The sequence below is a fragment of the Mesorhizobium sp. WSM3873 genome, from assembly GCF_001672445.1.
Lineage (GTDB): Bacteria > Pseudomonadota > Alphaproteobacteria > Rhizobiales > Rhizobiaceae > Mesorhizobium.
On sequence record NZ_LYTM01000054.1, the window covers coordinates 129257 to 147641 of the forward strand.

Sequence of the window (18385 nt, forward strand, 5' to 3'; positions counted from 1 at the left end):
TGCGGCATCGAACAATGTTTGTGGACCGTATTCGGAAATCGAACAATGCCAGGCACCCACGGCCCTCTCAACGCCTTCCTCGATCTGCGCCAAATGCCCGTGGCCAATGCGGAATTTGGCCCGCTGGCCGGCCTGCGCCTAGCCGTGAAGGACATCTATGACGTCGCCGGCTATCGCACCGGCTGCGGCAACCCGCGCAAGTTCGAACAGGCTCACGCCGCCTCGCGGACGGCCGAGGCTGTGCAGTTGATTCTCGATGCCGGTGCGCGATTCGTCGGCAAGACACAAACCGACGAGCTCGCCTTCTCGCTGTTCGGCCAGAATTCGCATTTCGCCTTTCCGGTGAACGCAGCCGCTCCGGATCGCGTGACCGGAGGCTCCTCGTCAGGTTCGGCGGCAGCGGTCGCCGGCGGCCTTGCCGACATCGCCGTCGGCTCCGACACCGGCGGCTCGATCCGCGCGCCGGCGAGCTTCTGCGGATTGATCGGCCTGCGCACCAGTCACGGCCGGATATCGCTCGAGGGCGCCATGAAGCTCGCGCCGAGCTTCGACACCTTCGGCTGGTTCGCCGGCGACATAGAAGCTTACGAAATGGCCGGCAAGCTTCTGCTCGGACGCGATCCACACCAGCATCCGCTCAACCGCCCGCTGTCGATCGGCTGGCTCGATGCCTTTGTTTCCGGGCCGACGGAAGCCGCCGAATATGCGCGGGTGAAGGCACAGGCAGCAGCCGTCGTCGGCGAGCCGACCGAAACCGAACACGCCTTCGCCTCGTCCCCAGATGATCTCTACTGGTGCTTTCGTCGACTGCAGGCCTTCGAGGCGTGGCAGGTGCATGGCGGCTGGATTTCGGCAGGCGATCACGGACTTGGTCCGGGTGTCGACGAGCGTTTCGGCTTCGGCCGCACGATCGATGCAAAGACGGTCGAAGCCGAAACGGCGCGTCGGGCAGCCTTCCGTTCCGAGTTCGGCAAGCTGCTCGGCAACGACGGCTTTCTTGTTCTGCCGACGGTGCCGGGCGCAGCGCCACTGAAGACCAGCACGCCGGAGCAGTTCCAGGCCTATCGCGAAAGGGCGCTGCATCTTTTGTGCTTGGCCGGGTTGTCGGGCTTCCCGCAGATCACCTTGCCGCTCGGTTCCGTCGACGGCGCGCCCTTCGGCCTGTCGCTGCTCGGCCCTTTCGGCAGCGACGTCGCCCTGATAGGGCTCGGCCGCACGATTCTGGATGCGGCCCGAAAGGTCTGATCATGGATACATTGACCCGCATGCGCGCCTTCATCGACGTGGTCGAGGCCGAAGGCTTCTCGGCCGCCGCGCGCAAGATCGGCCGTTCCAAGGCGCTGCTGTCGAAATATGTGCGCGAGCTGGAGGACGAACTCGGCGCGCTGTTGTTGAACCGTACCACGCGGCAGTTCTCGCTGACCGAAGCCGGTCACACCTATTATCAGCGCGCCTCCGAAATCGTGCGCGAGGTCGACAGCCTGGCCGATGCCGTGCGCGAATCTTCCGGCGACGTGCGCGGCCGCATCAAGCTCTCGGCTGCGCGCACCTTCGCCGACGCGCCGATTGGCCAGTCGCTGATCGATTTTGCCAAGCAACATCCGGACATCGTTCTCGACATCCATCTCGACGACCGCTTCGTCGATCTGGTCGAGGAAGGCTTCGATGTCGCCGTGCGCATTTCGCGGCTGGAGAACTCGTCGCTGATCGCGCGGCGCCTCGGGCCGTTTTCGATCAAGCTCTGCGCGTCGCCGGACCTGCTCGCAAAGCACGGCACCCCGACCCGCCCGCAGGATCTTTCCAACATGCCCTGCATCGTCGACACCAACGGCCGCTCTTTAGCCAACTGGCGCTTCAAGGGAGACGGCGAGGATTCGGTGAGCGTCACCGTGTCGGGGCCGATCGAGGTCAACAGTCCGATGGCGGCGAGAGCAGCCGCCGTGTCGGGCCTGGGCTTCACCATCCTGCCGGATTTCATCGCTGCGCCCGAAGTCGCGTCGGGCAAGCTGGTGACGGTGCTCGACGACCGCATCCTCTCGGGCAGTGGCATCTTCGCGGTCTATCCGCATCGCCGCTATTTGCCCGCCAAGGTCCGTGTCTTCGTCGATTTCCTGGTGCACTGGTTCAGGACGCGCGACGCTGCGTGAAGCACGTCCCCGAAGGTGGGAACCGTTTTCGGCACAAGGACATGCGCAGAAACAGAGCCTAAAAGCGCATCGAGCGATCTGGAAAGAGCGCAACGCTCTCCGAGAGCGCGTCCCAATTTCGCCCCCTTTCTGTTAACTCTCGGAGCCCACTCCCAAAGTCGATGGAATCGCGGCCCGGAATGCACCTGAAACGGCAAGCAATCGTACTGGCTTCGGCAATTGCGGCCACCTTTGCCGCGGTAGAGCCCGCCCAGGTGCACCCGCACGTCTTCGCCGAGGCTCGCCTCGACGTCATCCTCAGCGCGGATCACCAAAGTGTGACGGCACTGCGCCACCTTTGGCGCTTCGACGATCTGTTTTCGAGTACAGTGATGATGGAGTTCGACAAGAACTCCGATCTGAAGCTTGACGACAAAGAGCTCAAGGAAGTGGCCGACACCGTCCATTCCTCGCTGGCCGAGTTCAACTATTTCCAGCTGGTCACGCAGGACGGCAAGGACGTGGCCATGGTCCCTCCGCCGCATCTGATGGCGAGCTTCGACAACGACCAGCTGATCATTCTGTTCGAGTCGCAGCCGAAGAGGCCGATCAAGCTCGCCGGCAAGATCGACATCGGCGTCTACGATCCGACCTTCTACACGGCGATCGACTTCACTGACGACGCCAACCTCACCGTTGAGGGATTGCCCGCGAATTGCACCAAGAAGGTGATCCGTCCCGATCCGGACGAAGCGATCAAGGAAAACCAGAAGACCCTAACGGAAGCGTTCTTCAACGATCCGACGGGCACCGACATGAGCAAGATCTTCGCCACCAAGCTCGAACTGAACTGTCCGCCGGAAGGATAATCGGTGATGAAACCGTCGCTGCGCCTGGCGCTCGGCCTCGCGGCCGCCACCTTGGTCATGACGCATCTACCCGGCGTCGCTCATGCCCAGAGCTCGCTCGGCATCGGCACCAATGACGGCATGGCGCCGAGCACGACGGGTCCGTTCGCCCATATCCTGATGTGGATCAATCTCAGGCAGCAGGAATTCTACCATTTGCTGGCGGCCGCGATGAAAGCCATGCGCCAGGACGGCAGCAAGCTCTGGCTGCTGGTCGGCCTGTCCTTCGCCTACGGCATTTTCCACGCCGCCGGGCCCGGCCACGGCAAGGCGGTGATTTCGTCCTACATGGTCGCCAACGAAGTGGCGCTGAAGCGCGGGATCATGCTGTCCTTCGTCTCGGCGCTGCTGCAGGGGCTGACCGCGGTCGTCGTCATGATGCTTGCCTATTTCGTGCTGCGCGGCACGGCGGTGTCGATGACCGACGCGGCATGGTTTCTTGAGATCTCCAGTTATGTGCTGGTGACGCTGTTCGGCGCCTGGCTACTGTGGCGCAAGGCGGGCCCGGCCATTCTTCGGCGGTTCGGCGCCGGTCCGGCCTACAGCCTGTCGGCGGCCCATGCCGGCCACTCGCGTGGCGGGCACTCGCATGCTCACGCGCATTCCCATGCCGGTCATTCCCACTCCCATTCGCATTCCGCGCATGCCCACTCGATGCACTCGCACGCGCATCACGACCATGATCATGCCGCGCATTCGCATGCGCACAGCGATGAGGCGACTGATCACAAGGCGCATGATCACGACCACGCGGCGCACGACCATGCTCACGCTGGGCATCATCACCACGGCCCGGGCGAAGTCTGCGACACCTGCGGCCATTCGCACGCGCCGGATCCGGCGCTGCTTTCGGGCGATCGCTTCGACTGGAAGACCGCCTGGTCGGCGGTGGCCGCCGTCGGCATCCGCCCTTGCTCCGGCGCGCTGATCGTGCTGAGCTTCGCGCTCCTCAACGGCCTCTGGCTCGGCGGCCTGCTCTCGGTGCTCGCCATGTCGATCGGCACCGCGATCACCGTCTCCGCGCTGGCGACGATCGCGGTGACGGCCAAGAACTGGGCTGTCTATTTCGCCGGCGACGGACGCATCGGCAACCGCATCCATTCGATCGTCGAGATCGGCGGCGCCGCCTTCATCTTCCTCGTTGGCCTGCTGCTCTTGTCGGCCAGCCTGACGGGCGGCGTCTGAAGCCGACCGAAACTGTCATCCGATCCTTCCGTCGAGGTCGTCCTCGATATGGGCGCGGATGATCTCGTCAAAATTCTTCTCGGCGACAAAACCCAGTTCCCGCGAGCGGCGCGCCTCGAAGCGCGTCGGCCAGCCTCTGACGATCGCCCAGATCGTTTCGTCGGGCTGCTCGCGGATCCGTTTGACCACCTCGGCGCCGGCTATGCGCCCGAGCGCTTCGATCTGCTCGCCAACCGTGACCGCCACGCCGGGCATGGTGAGATTGCGCCGCGGCCCGACCTTATCGCCATCGATTTCGGCCGCATGGATCAGGAAATTCACCGCCGATCGCGGGCTGGCATGCGTGTGCAGCACCGAGCGCGGCACCGGCAGGATCGCCTCCTGGCGGCTGAGCGGCTCGCGGATAATCCCTGAGAAGAAGCTCGACGCCGCCTTGTTCGGCCTGCCCGGCCGCACGCAGATGGTGGGCAACCGGATGCCGATGCCGTCGAAGAATCCGCGCCGCGAGTAGTCGGCAAGCAGCGCCTCACTGATCAGCTTCTGCGTGCCGTAGGAGGTGAGCGGCGTCGGATGGAACTCGTCCGGAATGACATCCGGGAACGGCGCGCCGAACACCGCGATCGACGAGGTGAAGACAAGACGCGGCGCGAAGCCCGCCACCCGCACCGCGTCGAACAAAGCGCGTGTGCCGTCGAGATTGACACGGTAGCCGAGGTCGAAATTGGCCTCCGCCTCGCCGGAAACGATGCCGGCGAGATGGAAAATCACGTCCGGGCGGGAAGCAACGAGCTTGGCCGTCACACCGGGCGTGGAAAGATCGCCGGTGTGGATCGAGACATCGACTCCGGCGAGCGTCGGCGCCTGCGGCGGCACGATATCATGCAGATCGAGCGCGGTTATTTTGCGCCCGCGCAGCACACCGTCCTTGGCCAGCCTTGCGATCAGCTTGCGGCCAACCATGCCTGCGGCGCCGGTAATCAGAACTCTCATCTCATAGACCCTTCTTGCGTTGGCTGCGTCCGCGCAGCCACAGGACGACGAACAGCCCCACCATGAAGAGCGCGGCGATGACGACCGCAAGGACCGTCGAGACCTTGCCGGCGGCCAGCATGATGTTCGGCAGGAAATAGGCGGCGAGGCCGAACAGGAGCAGTATCCAGGCCGCGGCGATCGCCGCGTTGCGCGTCTCGCGATCCATCAGGCGCCGTCCCTCGATCCGAAGCTCATCACCGGCTCAGTGATAGTGGCGGCGATCGCGAGGCGCATCATGCGCATGGTCGTGATCATGGTGATGATCGTGCGTGTCATGGCTGTCGGCGCATAGGCCGAACTCGGGCTCCACCGTTGCATGATCGATCCCGTGCTTCGCCGCAAGCCGCTTCTTGATGGCGCTCACCGCAGCATGTGGATCGACGCCGTCATTCAGGCAGGCATGCAGCGTCGCCATGTTGCTGGTGCCGTCGAGCGACCAGACATGCATGTGATGCACCTCCCGCACGCCCTTGACCGCGGCTTCCAGATCCTTGGCGATGAGATCGCGATCGAGGCTTGCCGGCACGCCTTCGAGCAGCACATGGGCGGCCTCGCGCATCAGCGACCAGGCCGTCGACAGGATCAGCAGCGCCACCAGCACGGAGAGGATCGGATCGATCGGCGTCCAGCCGGTGGCGAGGATGATGAGGGCCGCAGCGATTGCCGCGGCCGAGCCAAGCAGGTCGCCCAGCACATGCAGTATGGCGCCGCGCATGTTGAGGCTCTCGCGGTCGCCGCCATGCAGCACGAAGAAGGAGGCGACGTTGACCAGCAGGCCGGCGACCGCCACCACCAGCATCGGCCCGCCCAGCACCGGCGCCGGTTGCATCAGCCGCCCCCAGGCCTCGTAAACGATCCACAGCGCGATAACGAAGATGGCGATGCCGTTGGTGTATGCGACCAGCGTCTTCACGCGAGCGAAGCCGTAGGTGAGACGCCCGGTGGCGGGACGTCCGGTGAGTTGGAAGGCATACCAGGCGAGGCCGAGCGCGATCGAGTCCGCCAGCATATGGCCGGCATCCGCAAGCAGCGCCAACGAGCCTGTGAGCCAGCCGCCGAGCGCCTCCGCGATCATGAAGCCGGCTGTCAGGCAGCCCGCGACGAGAACGCGCTTCTTGTCGGTCGACCCGTGCACGTGATCGGCGCCGTGGCTGTGCGCGTGTGAGCCGTGATCATGCGCCATCGCGCAACTCCTGCTACGCGCCGGATTCGGCACGGAAATCCTCGAGCCGTCGCTTTTGGCGGCCCTCGCCATCGAAATTCGCCGGATCGAGCCAGGCCTCATAGGCCTTGCGCAGCGCCGGCCACTCCTTGTCGATGATCGAATACCACGCCGTATCGCGGTTTTCGCCCTTCACCACAAGATGCTGGCGGAAAATGCCTTCGAACTTGAAGCCGAAACGTTCCGCCGCACGTTTCGACGGCTCGTTGCGGTTGTTGCATTTCCATTCGTAGCGGCGATAGCCGAGCTCGTCGAAGGCATATTTGGTAAACAGGAACTGTGCTTCCGTCGCCTGCGGCCTGCGCGAGATCAGCGGCCCCCAATAGATGTTGCCGATCTCGATGACGCCGTTGGCGGCATCAATGCGCATCAGCGTCTGACGTCCGGCGACCTTGCCGCTCGCCTTGTCGATGACGGCGAAGAACAACGGATCCTCGCTCGCCTCGACTTTGTCCAGCCATGGCTGGAAGGCGGCGCGGCTCTCGGGCGGATAGTCCGGCAGCCAGGCGAAGCGGCCTCCGGCATCCGACACCGACGACGCTTCATAGAGCCCGTCGCCGTGCTTTGACGCGCTCAGCGGTTCGAGCCGGACATAGCGACCTTCCAGCGCCTTGCGTTCGGGGCGCGGGCGTGCCTGCCAATTCTTCAGATTTTCCGACACCGACCGCTCCAATCCGTTTGACTTTTCCTGGCGCACGCTCACAAAAACGCTCGCCCACAGAAAGAACCACAGGGACGGGAAAAATGCTCCACACCATCGCGGCCTTCGATCGTCTCGGCGAGGAAAATGCCTTTGCGGTGCTCGCGCGGGCAACGGCGCTTGCCCATCAGGGCCGCGACATCATCAACCTCGGCATCGGCCAGCCCGACTTCAAGACGCCGCAGCATATCGTCGAGGCGGCGATCAAGGCGCTGCGCGACGGCCACCACGGCTACACGCCTGCCAACGGCCTGCTAGCCACGCGCGAGGCGGTCGTGCGCCGAACGCTGACCACCACCGGGGTCGAAGTATCGCCCGAGAACGTGATGATCCTGCCCGGCGGCAAGCCGACCATGTTCGCCGCGATCCTGATGTTCGGCGAGCCGGGGGCGGAGATTCTTTATCCCGATCCCGGCTTTCCGATTTATCGCTCGATGATCGAGTTCACGGGTGCTGCTCCAATCCCGGTGCCGATCCGCGAGGAGAACGGCTTCGCCTTCTCGGCGGATGAGACGCTCGCGCTGATCACGCCGAAGACGAGGCTGCTGATCCTCAACTCGCCCGCCAATCCGACCGGCGGCGTGACCGCGCGGGACGAGATCGCCAAACTCGTGATGGGGTTGGAGAAGCACCCTGAGGTCGCGATCCTCTCCGACGAAATCTACGATGTCATGACCTATGACGGCGAGACCCACTGCTCACTGCTCAATTTTCCAGAACTCCGCGACAGGCTGATCGTGCTCAACGGCTGGTCCAAGACCTGGGCGATGACCGGCTGGCGCATGGGCTGGTCGATCTGGCCAAACGGCGAAAAGGGCGCCTATCTCTACGACAAGGTGCGCAAGCTTGCGGTCAACTGCTGGTCCTGCGTCAACGCGCCGAGCCAGTATGCCGGCATCGCCGCGATAGACGGCCCGCAGGACGATGTCGAAAAGATGATGCTCGCCTTCGACAACCGCAGGAAGATAGTGGTCGAAGGGCTGAACGCGCTCCTCGGCATTTCCTGCATCACGCCGAAGGGCGCCTTCTACGCCTTCCCCAATGTTTCGAAAACCGGCTGGAAGGCCAAGAAGCTTGCCTCGGCGCTGTTGGAGGATGCCGGCGTAGCGCTGATCGGCGGCCCCGATTTCGGCGTGCTCGGCGAAGGCTATGTCCGGCTTTCCTACGCCAATTCCGAGGAGAACATATTGCGAGCGCTGGAGCGGATCGAAGGGTTCTTGACGAAATAGAGCCTCAGCCCCCTCACCCGCGGCCGACGAACGGCATCTTCGTCGCCATCACCGTCATGAACAGCACATTGGCGTCGAGCGGCAGGCTCGCCATGTGAAGCACCGCGTCGGCGACGCGCTGGACATCCATCACCGCTTCGGCGGCGATGGAGCCGTTGGCCTGCGGCACGCCGACGGTCATCGCCTGCGCCATCTCGGTCAGCGCATTGCCGATGTCGATCTGGCCGCAGGCAATGTCATAGGGCCGGCCGTCGAGCGCCAGGGTCTTGGTCAGGCCGGTGATGGCATGCTTGGTCGCCGTGTAGGGCGCTGAGCCCGGCCGCGGCGCATAGGCCGACACCGAGCCATTGTTGATGATGCGCCCACCCATCGGCTTTTGCCGGCGCATGACGCCGAAGGCGGCACGGGCGCATAGGAACGAGCCGGTCAGGTTGACGCCGACGACATCGTTCCAGACCTCGACCGGGATCTCGTCGATCAGCGTCGACTTGTAGCCCATGCCGGCATTGTTGAAGAGCAGGTCGACGCGCCCGAACGCCTCCACCACTGTCTCGAACATGTCGTCGACTTCGCCGGCCTTGCTGATGTCGCATGCAACGGCAAGCGCCCTGGCGCTGGTCTTCCCGGCCTCGGCGATCGCCTCCTCGAGCAGCGTCTTGCGGCGGCCGCAGAACACGGTGTTCCAGCCTGCCTTGAGCAGCGTGGTGGCGACGCTCTTGCCGATGCCGGTGCCCGCGCCGGTTACGATGGCTGTTTTCTCTGTCATGGCGGTCATCGTCCTCGCTCCCCGTCACTGCTGGAAGAAGACGTGGCATCGCAAATGACAGAGGGCGTGGCAAGCGGCTATTGTCGGCAAGAAAGCGGAGCCGACAAAAAGGGCGGTCATTGGCGACCGCCCCTCATCTGAACCGCGCTTGGGAGGAGGATAAGCCGGTCCGACTGGTTAGAATGATGCGCTTGCTGGGTTAACGAAAGATTAACGGCCAGCAGCACGTCCCATGCCCGTTTACCAACCGGCAATTTGCTGGCGCGGATCGGGCGCGGTTCAAGCCGGCGCCTTCGCCGCCGAGACCGTCGCCTCGACATGGTCGACCAGCGCGTCCGGCAGGCCGAGGCGGCCGGCTAGCAGGTCGAGATAGCCGCGCTCCGTGCGGGTGTCGGGATCGATGGTAAGGCGCGAGGCGGTGTAGAGCTCAACCTTCTGCGCATCGGTCTTGGCGCCGGTGATCAGGACGTCGAGATCGAGCGGGCGTTCAAGCTCATCCAGCAGAAATTTTTCCGCTTCGGCACCGATGCCGGCGAGCTTGAGCTTGTCGGCGATTTTCTGCCGCTCCTCGTCATCGACATGACCGTCCGCCTTGGCTGCGGAGATCATCGCCCGCACCAGGGTCAGCGTGAATTCGGCCTCGCCCTGCGGCGCCTGCGAGGGATGGAAGGCGGTGTCTTTGGGCGGCGGCAGCAACTCGGGCTCGCCGGCCACGGGTTCTTGTGCCGGCACATTGCCGGCCTTGTAGTTCTGGTAGGCCTTGTAGGCGAGGCCGCCAATGGCTGCCAGGCCGCCGAGCTTCATGGCAGCGCCCGTCACCTGTCGACCGGGGCCGGTGCCGAGCAGCACCGCCGCCAGCGCGCCGGCGGCGAGCGGATTGTCCTTCGCCATCTGCACCGCCTGCCCCGCCTTGTCGCGAACGGTCGATCCCGTGCCGGGAATTTGCGAGCCGAAAAGGTCGTCGAGCAGCTTCTTGGGGTCGAGCATCAATGCCTCCAGAATTGGCCCGGCCGAATGCGCCCGGGCGGGGTTTCGGACCGGCAAGACGTAGGCCCCGCGCATTGACATTACAATGAACGGGCGGATGATTTGACGAAACCTGGGCTGCTCAGCTTCCGATGTGGCGCTTGGCGCCCCGCGCATGCGCGAGTTCCACCTGGCGATGGCGCTCGGCGTAGCGCGCGCGGTCCTCGTCCGAGCGCGCTTCGAAGCAATGCGGGCATGAGACGCCGACCGTATATTTCGGCGAGAGCCGGTCCTCGACGGTGAGCGGATGGCGGCAGGCGCGGCAGAGTTCGGCTTCGCCCTCGGCCAGGCCATGCGACACCGATACCCGCTCGTCGAAGACGAAGCATTCGCCCTGCCATAGGCTCTCTTCGGCCGGCACCTCTGCGAGATATTTCAGGATGCCGCCCTTGAGATGGAAGACCTGCCTGAAGCCCAGCGACTTCACGTAAGCGGTCGCCTTCTCGCAGCGAATGCCGCCGGTGCAGAACATCGCCACCTTGCGGCCTTCGAGCTCCTCGCGGTGCTCTTCGACCCAGCCCGGGAACTCGCGAAAGCTGGCGGTCTTGGGATCGACCGCGCCCTTGAAGGTGCCGATCGAAACCTCGTAGGCGTTGCGCGTGTCGATGACCAACGTGTCGGCGTCCGAGATCAGCGCGTTCCAATCGGCCGGCGCGACATAGGTGCCGGCGCTGCTCGCCGGATCGAGATCGTCGACGCCCATCGTGACGATCTCGCGCTTCAGCCGCACCTTCATGCGGTGGAACGGCATCTCGGCGGCGGTGCTGTATTTCACTTCCAGGCCGGCAAGCGCTTCGATCGCCTCCAGGTGATCGATAAGCGCTGCGATCGCTGCCTCGCTGCCGGCGACCGTGCCGTTGATGCCCTCATGCGCCAAAAGCAGCGTGCCCTTGATGTCGCGTCCGCAGCAGAAGGTGGCAAGCGGCGCGCGCAGCGCTTGGTAATTGTCGAGCCACGCAAACTTGTAGAGCGCGGCAACGCAGACCGGCTGAATTTCCTTGGTTGTTGTCATGCCCATGCCACTAGACCGTGCTGAAAGCCGTTTCAAGGCGGAGCGGACGGGCCGCGTGACATTGCGACACGCCCGCCTTCGTGGACTCGGAATACCCCTTCTGCTAATCGGTTGAAATCGACCGAAACGGAGAGACAAGCCAATGACCAGCAAGACCGAAAAGCTCCTGTCGCTCCTCAACGGCCAGCCGGTCATCCCGGTGCTCAAGATCGCCAATGTCGCCGACGCCGTGCCGCTCGCCCGCGCTCTGTCGCGCGGCGGCTTGAGGGCGATCGAGATCACGCTGCGCACCGCCGATGCGCTGGAAGCGATCCGCCGCGTCGCGGCCGAAGTCGAGGATGCGGTTGTCGGTGCCGGCACCATTCTCGATGCCAAGCAGTTCGACGAGGCGGCACGCGCCGGCTCGAAATTCATCGTCAGCCCCGGCATTACGGGCCAGCTTCTCGACGCGGCCAAGGACAGCCCCGTGCCGCTGCTGCCCGGCGCCATCACCCCCGGGGAGATCATGGCTGCGCGCGAAGCCGGCCTGCGCTTCCTGAAATTCTTCCCGGCCGAACAGTCGGGCGGCATCGCATCGCTGAAGGCCTTCGCCTCGCCGCTCGCCGACGTGAAATTCTGCCCGACCGGCGGCATAACGGCCAAGAACGCCGCCGACTATCTGAGCCTCCCCAACGTCATCTGCGTCGGCGGCTCGTGGGTGGCGCCCGACGAATTCATCAAGGCCGGCAAATGGGATGAGATCGAAGCCCTGGCGCGCGAGGCGAGCAAGCTCGCCTAACGCAATTCCAGGAAGAGTGGGCACCGGTTCTTCCGTGCGGATCGTGTAAAGAACACCTGGAGCGGTTCAGCGGTCTATCAAACGCTGAACCGCTCCAGGGCTGGACATGCGGTCAGTGGCAGACCTTGACCTTCTCGACGACCTTGCGGTGGTGAACCCAATGGGTGACCACCTTGGTTCTGCAGTGATGCTTGCCGGTCTTGACGATAACGGTTTCGGCCTGCGTTGGAGCCACGGCAGCCGATGCCGCGGCCAAAGCGAGAACTGACGCCAATAGAATCTTCTTCATGAATATCCCCAGTTTGGAACGAACGCATCCTAACCCGAAAAAGCGCGGCCCGTTCCGGTCTCACGAGAAGTTTAAGCGTGCGTGATGGCATGCCGGTGCGGGCCGAAAACCAGCCGCCGGCTGGTTCCCGCTCATGGATTCGAACCACGATTCACGCCTTCAAAGGGCGCTGTCCTACCGTTAGACGAAGCGGGAAAAGACCACGCGGGAAACCCGCGCCGTTCAAACTATGCCGCCGTGATAAAAAGCAAAAGCCGCGCTGTTGTTCAACGCGGCTGTTGCGGCACTGGCAGGCTCGTTATTTCGTCTGGAAGCGGGCGACCGAAAGGAACTTCACCGCGTTGCCGGTGAACCGGCTGGCGTCCGGCAATTGCGCATCCGTCTGGAAGCCGGCCGTGTAGACCTCGCTCGGCGGCGTGTGCACGATATTGTAGGCATAGCGCGGTGCCGTGGTCGGATCGGAAACGGTGGCGATGTTGTCGCCGCTGCCCAGCGCCCAGCGCGCTGCCTGCGGCGGCGTTGCCACCACCATTGCCTTCGGGCCGGGCTTCAGGTCGTTGGCGGACGCCCTGGCCTCCTTGCGCGTCGTCTTCACGCCGGCGCCGATCGCCTGCGCCGGATCGGTGCCGGCGGGGCGTGCGGCAATGGCTTGACGCGGCGAAGCTGCATCGAGACCCGACGGATCGTTGAATGCCGAGCGTGGCTCCGGCGCAGTCAGCGAAGCGACTTCGTATTCGGCCCCACTCGAGCCGGCCACGGTGGTCGCGCTGGCCTGCTCGAGCACCGCTTTGATCTCATCCGGCTTGCCCGTGTCGGGCCTCGCGGTCGGCAGCACCGAGAAGGCATCGGTCGCGCTCTTGTCCTGCGAGGCGGTTTCCGCCAGCGCCAGAAGCACGCCCTTGTCCTTGGGCGCAAGTTCCCTCGGCAGATCGGGCCGCCTCGTCGGCAGCGGAACATTGTTGAACGCCCCCTGCGCGGGATCGGCTGCGGCCTGCGCCGCGCCGGCGGCCATGCCGAACGGTACGTTGGCCGGAGCATGCGCCGTCGCCACCACCTGCTCAGCCGTGGCCGAGGCGTCCGCCACGGCGAACGGCACGTTTTCAGCCGTCTGCTGGCCGACATCGGCCTTGGGCCTCGGCGCGAAGGCGGGCAGAGGAACCTCCTTCGGCGGCAGCGCGGCAATAATGGTTTCGGGCGTGTCCTGCTGCGGTTGCGAATCGTCCGAGCTGTCATCGGCAATCTGCGGGATGTTGGCGCGCTTGGCATCCTGCGGCGAGACGATCGCGATGCCCGGCAGGCTGCCGCTGTTGCCGCTCTTGGCGGCCGCCACCTGCTTCACAGCTTTCGGCTGGGGTGCGGGTTGGGCGCTCGCGACATCGGCGCTGTCGTCGGCCTCGTCGTCGCCGCCGCCGAACCAGGCCGCAAACAGTCCGCCGGACCGCTTGGTCGAGCCGCCGGCGCTGGCCAGCTCGATATTGGGGGTGCCGGCGCCCTTGCGCGCCTTGTAGGCGGCCAGAGCCTGCTCATAGCCAGGCAGCGGCCGGCCGTCGCTCGGCACGTGCAGCGTCTTGCCGTTCGGGAACAGGCTGACCAGTTCCTGACGGCTGATACCCGGCCAGTGGCGGACATTGCCGACATCCATGTGGACGAACGGAGAACCGGAATTCGGATAGTAGCCGACGCCGCCGCCCTGCATCTTGAGGCCGATGTTGCGCAGCTTCTTCAGCGGCACGCCGGGGATGTAGAAGTCCATCGCCTTGCCAAGCATGTGCTGGCTTTTCTCGGCGACACCGCGGCTGCGGCTGCGCAGCATCGAATTGGTAGATGGCGAGCGATAGCCGCAGACGACCTGGATGTAGTCGGTCGCTCCGCTCTGCCGGTAGGCCTCCCACACCAGATCGAGCAGCCGCGGATCCATCTTGGTCGGCTCGTTGCGGCGCCAGTCGCGCAGGATGATGTTGATCTTGCGCAGGCCTTCGGGAACGTAGCGGCCGTTACGCTTGTAGACGATCTCGGCCTTTTCGTGTGTGTGCAGGTGATAGAGCTTCAGCGAACGGACTTCGGCTTTCGCGCCAGAGGCGGCTGCCGAAAGGAACCCTACGGCCAAAATCACAAACGTCAGCCACCGTGGCCAGACGCTCATGTGAAAATGCCGCCCGTTCGTGTGTCGTTCGACTTGGTTCAAATCAAAAGGCCTTGCAGGCTGCCGTTTGTCCCCGGATTTGCCCAAACGGATGCGTGGTTCTCACATCCGAATATCGATCCTAATGGTTAATCATCGCTTATTGGAGCCGAAATGCGGTAACACCGTGGCGATATCCCGTCAAAAATGATGCACCACGTTTCGTGGTAAATCGCTGGTTTAGATCGAGAATTCGGCTTTGGCCCAAACACAATCTATTACCGATTGCGTTAAATGCGTGATCGCGAACACGCAAGCGACTGAAAAAGCGCCTTCAGAAACGAAAAAGCGACGATTTAAGTCGGAGTATAAACCGGTAGGCTGGGCTGGGCTTGCGTCTCAAGAGGCAAGTCGATCAAGCCGACCCGCTTCGGGGTCAATGCCATATTCCTTCAACTTGCGGTAGAGCGTAGAGCGCCCGATGCCGAGGCGGCGCGCCACCTCGCTCATCTGGCCGTTATAGTGGTCGATCGCAAGCTTGATCATCTCGAACTCGACATCGGCCAGCGCCCGCACATTGCCGCGCTCGTCCAAGGCCCTCAGCGTGCCGAATCGCGGCTGCAGCCGCGCCGGCGCCTCGGCCTCGTGCGAGCCTGACGCCACTCCGCCGGAGGCGGCCTGATCGCCCGACTGCAGCTCGTCCGCGACCGGTGCCACGGCAGGCGCGGGCTCGGCATCGAGCTTCACCGTGCCTTCGACCTGCGCGCGGATTTGCGGGAATTCCTCTTCGGTCAGCAACTCGCCTTCGGCGAGCACCGACGCCCTGAACACCGCATTTTCGAGCTGGCGGATGTTGCCCGGCCAATCGTAGGCCTGCAGCATCGCCAGCGCTTTGGCCGATATGCCGGTGAGACGATGACGCGGATCGGCCGGCGCCACCTTCTCCATGAAATGCCTGACCAGATGGGGGATGTCCTCGCGCCGGTCGCGCAGCGGCGGCACGAAGATCGGATAGACGTTCAGGCGATAAAATAGGTCCTCGCGGAATTTGCCGTCCTTGACCTGCTGCAAAAGATTCCGATGCGTCGCCGAGATCAGCCGGATGTCGACCTTGACGGTCGAACGGCCGCCGACCGGGTCGACCTCGCCCTCCTGCACGGCGCGCAGCAGCTTGACCTGGACGTCGAGCGGCAGGTCGCCGATCTCGTCCAGGAACAGCGTGCCCGAATGCGCCTCGACGAATTTGCCGGTGTGCTTGTCCGTGGCGCCGGTGAAGGAACCCTTCTCATGGCCGAACAGGATCGATTCCACTAGATTGTCGGGGATGGCGCCGCAATTGACGGTAACGAAGGGTTTCGAGCGGCGGTCGCCGCTGCCCTGGATGGCGCGCGCCACCAATTCCTTGCCCACGCCCGATTCACCTTCGATAAGGATCGGAATATTGGAGGCCGCCGCCTTTTGCCCGAGCCGGATCACCCGATCCATCGCCGGGCTGCGGGTGATCAAGTCCTTAAAGGTGAGATGGCCGCCGCGACGCCGCGACGAGCGCTTCACCTCGTCCTCGACCGCTTCCACCTTCAAAGCATTGGAAATCGAGGTTTGCAGCCGGTCGGGCGAGGCCGGCTTGACGACGAAATCGAAAGCGCCGTGGCGCATGGCCGAGACAACGGTTTCGATGCCGCCCTGCGCGGTCTGCACGATGACCGGGAGATTGATGGCGCGCTCGCGCATCGCCTTCAGCACGCCGATGCCGTCGAGACCGGGCATGACCAGGTCGAGGATGACGACCGACACATCGCGCGCGTTCGGTCCGTCCAGCACATCGAGGCCCGCCTCGCCGCCGTCGGTGACGATGGCGCTGTGGCCGAATTTCGTCACCGCCGCCTCGAGCAGCCTGCGCTGCACGGGATCGTCATCGACTATGAGTACGGAACCTGTCATGACTCTTTGAATTATCCGCCCGATAAATCCCCATGGATCATCTTGGCACAGGGTTCTAAATAAGGTTTCAAAAAACCCGGTGAACGAATTCCTTAGGATTTGACCGGCTTCTCCTTTCCCGTTGATTCGAAGAAGGTATTGTCGATGCGCATGATGTTTGGTCAGCGGCTTGCGGCGACGGCATCTGGCCAGGCCGCGGCGGAGCTCGGCGATCTGCCGGAGTGGAATCTCGCCGATCTCTATTCCGGCATGGAAGCGCCGGAGCTGAAGCGTGACATCCCCCGGGCGGCAAGCGACGCCATCGCCTTCGAGGTCCGCTGGAAGGGCACGTTGGCCGCCGAAGCCGAGCGTGGCGCCGCCGGCCGGCTCGGCGAGGCGCTGAGGGCCTACGAGGCGCTGGAGGAACTGATCGGCCGCATCGTCTCCTATGCCGGGCTTGTCTATGCCGGCAACACCGCCGATCCGCAGCGCGCCAAGCTCTATGGCGACATCCAGGAGAAGATGACGGATGCCAGCGCGCATCTTTTGTTCTTCGCGCTGGAGCTGAACCTGATCGACGACTCGGTGATCGAAGCAGCACTCGCGGCCGACCCTGCCTTCGCCCACTACCGTCCCTGGGTGCTCGATCTCAGGAAGGACAAGCCGTACCAGCTCGAGGATCGGGTCGAGCAGTTGTTCCACGAGAAGTCGGTCACCGGACGCGGCGCCTGGAACCGCCTGTTCGACGAGACGATGACGGATCTGCGCTTCGACGTCGATGGCGAGGAGCTGACGCTGGAGCCGGCGCTGAACCGGCTGCAGGACGCGGATGGCGAAGTGCGCCGCCGCGCCTCCGAGGCGCTCGCCGCGACTTTCCGCAAGAACCTGCGCACCTTCACGCTCATCACCAACACGCTGGCCAAGGACAAGGAAATTTCCGACCGCTGGCGCGGCTTCGAGGACATCGCCGATTCACGCCATCTCGCCAACCGCGTCGAACGCGGCGTGGTCGATGCTTTGGCCGCGGCCGTGCGCGAAGCCTATCCGCGCCTGTCGCACCGCTACTATCAGATGAAGGCGCGCTGGCTCGGCATGGACGTCATGAACCACTGGGACCGCAACGCGCCGCTGCCCGAGACCCCGCAGTCGGTGATCCGGTGGGACGACGCCAGGGACACGGTGCTGTCAGCCTATCAGCGTTTCTCGCCGAAGATGGCGGAAATCGCGCGGACATTCTTCGATCGCAAATGGATCGATGCGCCGGTCAGGCCGGGCAAATCGCCCGGCGCCTTCGCGCACCCGACTGTGCCTTCGGCGCATCCCTACGTGCTCCTCAACTACATGGGCAAGCCGCGCGACGTGATGACGCTGGCGCATGAGCTGGGCCACGGCGTTCACCAGGTGCTGGCCGCCGACCAGGGCGCGCTGATGGCGTCCACCCCGCTGACGCTGGCCGAGACGGCCTCCGTCTTCGGAGAGATGCTGACCTTCCGCTCGCTGCTCGACCAGACCTCCGACAAGCGCGAGCGCAAGGCCATGCTCGCCCAGAAGGTCGAGGACATGATCAATACCGTCGTGCGCCAGATCGCCTTCTACGAGTTCGAGCGCAAGGTGCATGCCGAGCGCCGCAACGGCGAGCTGACCTCGGACAGGCTGGGCCAGTTCTGGCTTGAGGTGCAGGCTGAAAGCCTGGGGCCGGCGATCAAGTTGCGCGATGGCTACGAGGTCTTCTGGACTTATATCCCGCACTTCATCCACTCGCCCTTCTACGTCTACGCCTATGCCTTCGGCGACTGCCTGGTCAACTCGCTCTACGCCGTCTACCAGAACGCCGAGCGCGGGTTTCAGGAGAAGTATTTCGAGATGCTGCGCGCCGGCGGCACCAAGCATCATTCGGAACTGCTGGCGCCCTTCGGCCTCGACGCCACGGATCCGGCCTTCTGGCAGATCGGCCTGGGTGTGATCGGCGCGCTGATCGACGAGCTGGAGGCGCTCGACAAATGACGGGTGCTCGCCTGGCGGCATAGACCGGGAACAGTTTGGCCGGAACGCATATTTCTACTGTTCTTC

Annotated in this window: 17 protein-coding genes and 1 tRNA gene; 7 read left to right on the top strand and 11 right to left on the bottom strand. The window is 64.2% G+C overall.

Going from position 1 to position 18385, the window contains the following annotated elements:
• Window positions 1-45: 45 nt before the first annotated feature.
• The 4 genes from A9K71_RS25205 to A9K71_RS25220 all read left to right on the top strand — a co-directional run bounded on the left by A9K71_RS25205 (window position 46) and on the right by A9K71_RS25220 (window position 4219).
• Entirely contained in the window at window positions 46-1245 is a 1200-nt protein-coding gene (locus A9K71_RS25205; protein WP_067002473.1) for an amidase, read from the top strand.
• A 2-nt stretch (window positions 1246-1247) separates the two neighbouring features.
• Window positions 1248-2147 carry a LysR family transcriptional regulator gene (locus A9K71_RS25210; protein WP_067002475.1) on the top strand — a complete coding sequence of 300 codons (900 nt, stop codon included), beginning with the start codon at window positions 1248-1250 and terminating at the stop codon, window positions 2145-2147.
• Between the two features lie 179 nt (window positions 2148-2326).
• Window positions 2327-2995 (top strand): DUF1007 family protein, encoded by a 669-nt coding sequence (locus A9K71_RS25215; protein ID WP_067002477.1) that lies wholly within the window; start codon window positions 2327-2329, stop codon window positions 2993-2995.
• A 6-nt stretch (window positions 2996-3001) separates the two neighbouring features.
• Complete coding sequence (locus A9K71_RS25220; protein WP_067002479.1) at window positions 3002-4219, top strand: nickel/cobalt transporter; 1218 nt, start codon at window positions 3002-3004, stop codon at window positions 4217-4219.
• A gap of 15 nt (window positions 4220-4234) precedes the next feature.
• On the opposite strand, the gene denD is transcribed toward A9K71_RS25220, so the two are convergent.
• Genes denD through A9K71_RS25240 form a run of 4 tightly spaced genes read right to left on the bottom strand, consistent with a single transcriptional unit; the run spans window position 4235 to window position 7134 of the window.
• On the bottom strand, window positions 4235-5209 hold the full coding sequence (gene denD, locus A9K71_RS25225; protein WP_067002481.1) for a D-erythronate dehydrogenase: 975 nt from the start codon (window positions 5207-5209) through the stop codon (window positions 4235-4237).
• A 1-nt stretch (window position 5210) separates the two neighbouring features.
• Entirely contained in the window at window positions 5211-5417 is a 207-nt protein-coding gene (locus A9K71_RS25230; RefSeq protein ID WP_067002483.1) for a hypothetical protein, read from the bottom strand.
• 36 nt (window positions 5418-5453) lie between these two features.
• On the bottom strand, window positions 5454-6434 hold the full coding sequence (locus A9K71_RS25235; protein ID WP_067002485.1) for a cation diffusion facilitator family transporter: 981 nt from the start codon (window positions 6432-6434) through the stop codon (window positions 5454-5456).
• Between the two features lie 13 nt (window positions 6435-6447).
• Entirely contained in the window at window positions 6448-7134 is a 687-nt protein-coding gene (locus A9K71_RS25240; protein ID WP_067002748.1) for a GNAT family protein, read from the bottom strand.
• Between the two features lie 83 nt (window positions 7135-7217).
• On the opposite strand from A9K71_RS25240, the gene A9K71_RS25245 reads away from it, so the two are divergent.
• Window positions 7218-8402 (top strand): pyridoxal phosphate-dependent aminotransferase, encoded by a 1185-nt coding sequence (locus tag A9K71_RS25245; protein WP_067002487.1) that lies wholly within the window; start codon window positions 7218-7220, stop codon window positions 8400-8402.
• 13 nt (window positions 8403-8415) lie between these two features.
• Here A9K71_RS25245 and A9K71_RS25250 read toward each other — a convergent pair whose 3' ends face one another.
• The 3 genes from A9K71_RS25250 to A9K71_RS25260 form a co-directional block, all read right to left on the bottom strand.
• Window positions 8416-9168, bottom strand: a complete 753-nt coding sequence (locus tag A9K71_RS25250; protein ID WP_082953977.1) for an SDR family oxidoreductase — start codon at window positions 9166-9168, stop codon at window positions 8416-8418.
• 279 nt (window positions 9169-9447) lie between these two features.
• Window positions 9448-10155, bottom strand: a complete 708-nt coding sequence (locus A9K71_RS25255; RefSeq protein ID WP_067002750.1) for a tellurite resistance TerB family protein — start codon at window positions 10153-10155, stop codon at window positions 9448-9450.
• A 121-nt stretch (window positions 10156-10276) separates the two neighbouring features.
• On the bottom strand, window positions 10277-11206 hold the full coding sequence (locus tag A9K71_RS25260; RefSeq protein WP_067002752.1) for a rhodanese-related sulfurtransferase: 930 nt from the start codon (window positions 11204-11206) through the stop codon (window positions 10277-10279).
• A 142-nt stretch (window positions 11207-11348) separates the two neighbouring features.
• On the opposite strand from A9K71_RS25260, the gene A9K71_RS25265 reads away from it, so the two are divergent.
• On the top strand, window positions 11349-11984 hold the full coding sequence (locus A9K71_RS25265) for a 2-dehydro-3-deoxy-phosphogluconate aldolase (RefSeq protein WP_067002491.1): 636 nt from the start codon (window positions 11349-11351) through the stop codon (window positions 11982-11984).
• A 112-nt stretch (window positions 11985-12096) separates the two neighbouring features.
• Here A9K71_RS25265 and A9K71_RS32190 read toward each other — a convergent pair whose 3' ends face one another.
• From A9K71_RS32190 to A9K71_RS25280, 4 genes are all read right to left on the bottom strand, one after another.
• Complete coding sequence (locus A9K71_RS32190; RefSeq protein WP_082980697.1) at window positions 12097-12273, bottom strand: hypothetical protein; 177 nt, start codon at window positions 12271-12273, stop codon at window positions 12097-12099.
• A 121-nt stretch (window positions 12274-12394) separates the two neighbouring features.
• Window positions 12395-12468 (bottom strand) — tRNA-Gln (locus tag A9K71_RS25270).
• A gap of 103 nt (window positions 12469-12571) precedes the next feature.
• Entirely contained in the window at window positions 12572-14416 is a 1845-nt protein-coding gene (locus A9K71_RS25275; RefSeq protein WP_067002493.1) for a DUF882 domain-containing protein, read from the bottom strand.
• Window positions 14417-14794: 378 nt separating this feature from the next.
• The gene (locus A9K71_RS25280) at window positions 14795-16336 is read right to left on the bottom strand and encodes a sigma-54 dependent transcriptional regulator (RefSeq protein ID WP_067002495.1); all 1542 of its coding nucleotides are present in this window, start codon (window positions 16334-16336) and stop codon (window positions 14795-14797) included.
• Between the two features lie 144 nt (window positions 16337-16480).
• Here A9K71_RS25280 and A9K71_RS25285 point away from each other — a divergent pair, with 144 nt between their 5' ends.
• The gene (locus A9K71_RS25285) at window positions 16481-18319 is read left to right on the top strand and encodes a M3 family oligoendopeptidase (RefSeq protein WP_067002754.1); all 1839 of its coding nucleotides are present in this window, start codon (window positions 16481-16483) and stop codon (window positions 18317-18319) included.
• The last annotated feature ends 66 nt before the right edge of the window (window positions 18320-18385 follow it).

Coding starts and splice junctions, on each gene's coding strand:
- A9K71_RS25205 (WP_067002473.1), top strand. CDS start 46: ATGCCAGGCACCCACGGCCCTCTCAACGCCTTCCTCGATCTGCGCCAA.
- A9K71_RS25210 (WP_067002475.1), top strand. CDS start 1,248: ATGGATACATTGACCCGCATGCGCGCCTTCATCGACGTGGTCGAGGCC.
- A9K71_RS25215 (WP_067002477.1), top strand. CDS start 2,327: ATGCACCTGAAACGGCAAGCAATCGTACTGGCTTCGGCAATTGCGGCC.
- A9K71_RS25220 (WP_067002479.1), top strand. CDS start 3,002: ATGAAACCGTCGCTGCGCCTGGCGCTCGGCCTCGCGGCCGCCACCTTG.
- denD (WP_067002481.1), bottom strand. CDS start 5,209: ATGAGAGTTCTGATTACCGGCGCCGCAGGCATGGTTGGCCGCAAGCTG.
- A9K71_RS25230 (WP_067002483.1), bottom strand. CDS start 5,417: ATGGATCGCGAGACGCGCAACGCGGCGATCGCCGCGGCCTGGATACTG.
- A9K71_RS25235 (WP_067002485.1), bottom strand. CDS start 6,434: ATGGCGCATGATCACGGCTCACACGCGCACAGCCACGGCGCCGATCAC.
- A9K71_RS25245 (WP_067002487.1), top strand. CDS start 7,218: ATGCTCCACACCATCGCGGCCTTCGATCGTCTCGGCGAGGAAAATGCC.
- A9K71_RS25250 (WP_082953977.1), bottom strand. CDS start 9,168: ATGACAGAGAAAACAGCCATCGTAACCGGCGCGGGCACCGGCATCGGC.
- A9K71_RS25255 (WP_067002750.1), bottom strand. CDS start 10,155: ATGCTCGACCCCAAGAAGCTGCTCGACGACCTTTTCGGCTCGCAAATT.
- A9K71_RS25260 (WP_067002752.1), bottom strand. CDS start 11,206: ATGACAACAACCAAGGAAATTCAGCCGGTCTGCGTTGCCGCGCTCTAC.
- A9K71_RS25265 (WP_067002491.1), top strand. CDS start 11,349: ATGACCAGCAAGACCGAAAAGCTCCTGTCGCTCCTCAACGGCCAGCCG.
- A9K71_RS32190 (WP_082980697.1), bottom strand. CDS start 12,273: ATGAAGAAGATTCTATTGGCGTCAGTTCTCGCTTTGGCCGCGGCATCG.
- A9K71_RS25275 (WP_067002493.1), bottom strand. CDS start 14,416: ATGAGCGTCTGGCCACGGTGGCTGACGTTTGTGATTTTGGCCGTAGGG.
- A9K71_RS25280 (WP_067002495.1), bottom strand. CDS start 16,336: ATGACAGGTTCCGTACTCATAGTCGATGACGATCCCGTGCAGCGCAGG.
- A9K71_RS25285 (WP_067002754.1), top strand. CDS start 16,481: ATGCGCATGATGTTTGGTCAGCGGCTTGCGGCGACGGCATCTGGCCAG.